Origin of the sequence: Phenylobacterium sp. CCH9-H3 (assembly GCF_001557235.1) — a bacterium.
Lineage (GTDB): Bacteria > Pseudomonadota > Alphaproteobacteria > Caulobacterales > Caulobacteraceae > Phenylobacterium.
The window spans coordinates 1-3,361 of the sequence record NZ_LSJI01000234.1; the positions used below are offsets into that span (position 1 = coordinate 1).

A 3,361-nucleotide genomic window follows, 5' to 3' on the forward strand; every position below is an offset into this window, starting at 1 on the left:
CCCGCCGCGGCGCGCTCTTCTGGACGGCGGCGCTCCTCGTCGCCAGCCCTATTGTCGGATTCGACACGTATGAAGTCGTCCAAACAAACGCCCAAAAGTCTGATGGCCGGATCTGGAACTCCGACCCGCATCGAGATTTTTACGGGTCCGCTCCCGCGCGGCCGCGCTGATGGACGGCGCCGAAGTCCTCGACGTGGCGCGCGAAGCCATCTGGCTGACGGTCCAGATCTCAGCGCCGGTATTGATCGTCGGCTTGGTTGTTGGCGTCGCGATCGGTCTTTTGCAGGCCCTGACGCAGATCCAGGAGCAGACGCTCGTCTACGCCCCGAAGATCGTGGCGATCTTCATCGCGCTCTTGATCTTCCTGCCGATGATGGCCGCCCTGATGAAGGGCTTCATGGAGCACATCGCGCAATGGATCGCTGCAATGTAGCGACGCGAGGCAACGGTGTGATCCTGCATTCTTTGGGACCGGCCATCGATGAGCAGCGCCCATGACAACCGACTGAACCACCCAGCCGCCTGGGTGATTCTCACGTGCCTTGGCGCCGCGCCGCTGGGCGGATGTACGCCGATCGTCGCCCATTCCGGGTTCCAGGCCATCGATTCCAAACCGACCGATCTGAAGGTCGGTGTGGACACGAAATCGACCGTCCGTGCGAAGCTGGGGTCGCCGTCTGTGATATCGACCTTTGATCCGAACATCTGGTTCTACATCAGTCAGGTGAAGCAGAGGGTGGCGTTCCGAAGGCCGCAGATCATCAAGCGGGATGTCGTGGCGTTGACCTTCGACAAGGACACTGAGGCGGTGAGCAGCGTCGAGAGCCTCGACTTGGGCGACGGCAAGCAGATAGCCTTCAGCGGGCGCGAGACCCCGACCCGGGGCCGCGCGATGACGGTGCTGGAACAACTCCTGGGCAGCGTCGGCCGCGGGACCATGCTGCCGAACCAGGATCAAGGGGTTCCGGGAACTCGGCCCGGCGACCGGCGCCGCTAGGACGAGCCAAGCGCGATGCTCCCGATCCGACGTCATGTGACTCCGCCGACAAGGCCGTTTTGAGGTCATTTTCGCCCGTCGTTCTCATAGTCCAAACAGCCTCTTCTGTAACGGGCCTTCGCCAGTCGATCCCTCTTGAGCGTCATCCTTCGCCGGGATCTGGCGCGTGGCCGCCACTTGATGGGATCGGATGAGAACCCGGCCGGCCCATCTAGGAAGCGCGGTTGCAGCTGCTTAGGCTGTTGCGGCCTGACCTGGTCCATCGTCCCGGCGAGGGACTTCGCTCAAGGGAAGAAGCCTGGTGCGGCGGCCCTTCCCAAAACCTCGATCTCTTTCCTTCTCGCTAAGCCGTCTTGGCGACGCGGCCGCCCAGGTGCGGATCGAATGCTGCGCCGTCTGCCAGCATCCGATGCAGCACCACGGCCAGCCGGCGGGCGGGCGCCACCTTGGCCTTGCGCATGCCGGCGCGCCGGGCGACCGTGAGCGCCCAGGCCTTGAGCTTCGAGGCCTTGGTGGGGCGCGTCAGCATGACGTGCGCCGCTACATAGAGGGCGCAGCGCACCTCATTGTCGCCGATCTTGGAGATCCGCCCGGTGACGTCGGTCTCGCCGGACTGGTATTTCTTCGGCGTCAGCCCAGCGTCGGGTGGCCTGCCGCCAACTCGCGCACCCGGCCCTCGAAGGTCTTCGGCATCGTCGCGCCCATCTTCAGCCCGAACCCTCGCAGCATGCCGCGAACGCTCATCTCCACGTCGTGCAGCTTGGCTTGCAGCAGCCGCCGCGCCGTCAGCACCGCGCGGGTCTCCTGCGCCGGCAGCGACTTGCAGTGCACCGCCCGGAACCAGCCCAGCCGCACCAGCTGGGCCATTCCCCGCGCGTCCTTCCGATCCGTCTTCACCGGCATGATCTTGAAGCCCGCTGCGCCATGAGGGTGTGGCACTGCACTACGGCCGCGACGACTCCCCGGACCGGGCCCCAGCTCGCCTGCATGGTCGGCCGGGAGCGGGCGAAGGACACCACGCTCAACTACGACCAGGCCCGCGCGGAGCGCCGCGCCATTGAGCGCGCCGGCGCGGACCCTGAGATCGGGTCGGTGGCAGTCCGGCGCGTGGGACGTTCGCGAACTTCAAGCCGCGCAGCGTCGCCGGGACGGGCCTGCAGCGTCGTGAGCTGGTCCGCGGCGTCGAGGACTGCAGACACTACGGACGGACTGTCGAATCCATGATCAAGTTCAGCCTTCTTCAGAAACCCTCCTCAGTTTACGCCAGACAGTCATTCGCGAGATTCCGAGCCTGTTTGCGATTTCCGAAGGTCGAAAGCCCGCAGAGTGTAGCTGTCGAACTTCCAACTCTAAGCGCGTCTTCTCAAACTGCGGCGCCGCTTGGCGCGTGACCTGAACGGCTGTCAGCACTGCACGGAGAATGCGACCGCCCTCCCCTCGCGTTGTGAAATCTTCTTGCAGAGCGCGGAGAAAGGCTCGCCTTTGGTCCAGGCGATCCAGAACCTGCAAGGGCGATTGGTGAAGGACGTGAGAAAGCGCCGGAACCACCAATTCTTCACCCTCGCCGATGAAGGCTAGTAGCGCCTTGAGCACTGACCCCGAGCCGGTCTCGACCCGTACAACGTTACAGCCGGCGCCCAGCAGCTCGACGGCTGTTGGTCTCGGCTGCGCATCTGAGCTGATGTAGCCGATGCGCAGCGTCATCTCAGGCCGCGCCAGGCCATCAGATGCCGAGCGGTCGCACCCCCAAGCCGCAGTGCAGGGCCTGAAGGCTGAGAGACCCTCACCTCAGAACCAGGCTCGAACGCCGACCACCAGACTGGTCGAGCCGGCGCGCTCGCCCTCCGCCCGCGCAAAATCCGCCGTGTCGCCGAACTTCCGTTGCCAGAGCACGCCGACGTAGGGCGCAAACTCCCGCCGGATCTCGTAACGCAGGCGAAGACCCGCCTCCACATCCGTCAGACCCGAGCCCAGACGCAACTGGCGACTGTTTTGCGCGGAGAAGTTCATCTCCACGTCCGGCTGCAGGATCAGCCGCTGGGTAAATCTCAGATCATAGCTGCCCTTGAACCGCGCCAGCACCTCGCCCTGGTTGGAGAGATAGACCGCGCTGTCGAGCTTGAACCAGTAGGGCGCCACGCCCTCGACCCCGACAGTGGCGAAGGTTCTGGACGGGGTCGGCTTGAAATCGTGCCTGACCCCGGCCTGCAGGTTGAAGTATGGGCCGATCGCCCGCGCATAGACCGCCTGAAGCTCTGCGCGTTCAAGGCCTTGGCGGCGCGCGCCTTCGCCTTCCGATTTCACCACCAGTCGATTCAGATCGCCGCCGTACCAGATCTCGCCGTCCCAGGCGTAGCCGCCGCC

Annotated in this window: 4 protein-coding genes and 1 pseudogene; 2 read left to right on the forward strand and 3 right to left on the reverse strand. The window is 64.9% G+C overall.

The features are described 5' to 3' along the window. Positions 1-166: 166 nt before the first annotated feature. Together fliQ and AX721_RS20895 are read left to right on the forward strand one after the other, a co-directional pair. Complete coding sequence (gene fliQ, locus AX721_RS20890; protein ID WP_197422663.1) at positions 167-433, forward strand: flagellar biosynthesis protein FliQ; 267 nt, start codon at positions 167-169, stop codon at positions 431-433. Between the two features lie 48 nt (positions 434-481). Next, positions 482-997: an outer membrane protein assembly factor BamE gene (locus tag AX721_RS20895; protein ID WP_082765482.1), complete on the forward strand. Its 516-nt coding sequence runs from the start codon at positions 482-484 to the stop codon at positions 995-997. A gap of 343 nt (positions 998-1,340) precedes the next feature. Here the strand turns inward: AX721_RS20895 and AX721_RS27005 are convergent. The 3 genes and pseudogenes from AX721_RS27005 to AX721_RS20910 all read right to left on the reverse strand — a co-directional run. After that, a pseudogene (locus tag AX721_RS27005) lies at positions 1,341-1,924 on the reverse strand (transposase); the annotation flags it as partial. Between the two features lie 303 nt (positions 1,925-2,227). Continuing rightward, complete coding sequence (locus AX721_RS27010; RefSeq protein ID WP_082765483.1) at positions 2,228-2,701, reverse strand: helix-turn-helix domain-containing protein; 474 nt, start codon at positions 2,699-2,701, stop codon at positions 2,228-2,230. Between the two features lie 84 nt (positions 2,702-2,785). Continuing rightward, positions 2,786-3,361: copper resistance protein B (locus tag AX721_RS20910; protein ID WP_197422662.1), on the reverse strand; the 576-nt coding region annotated here is incomplete at its 5' end.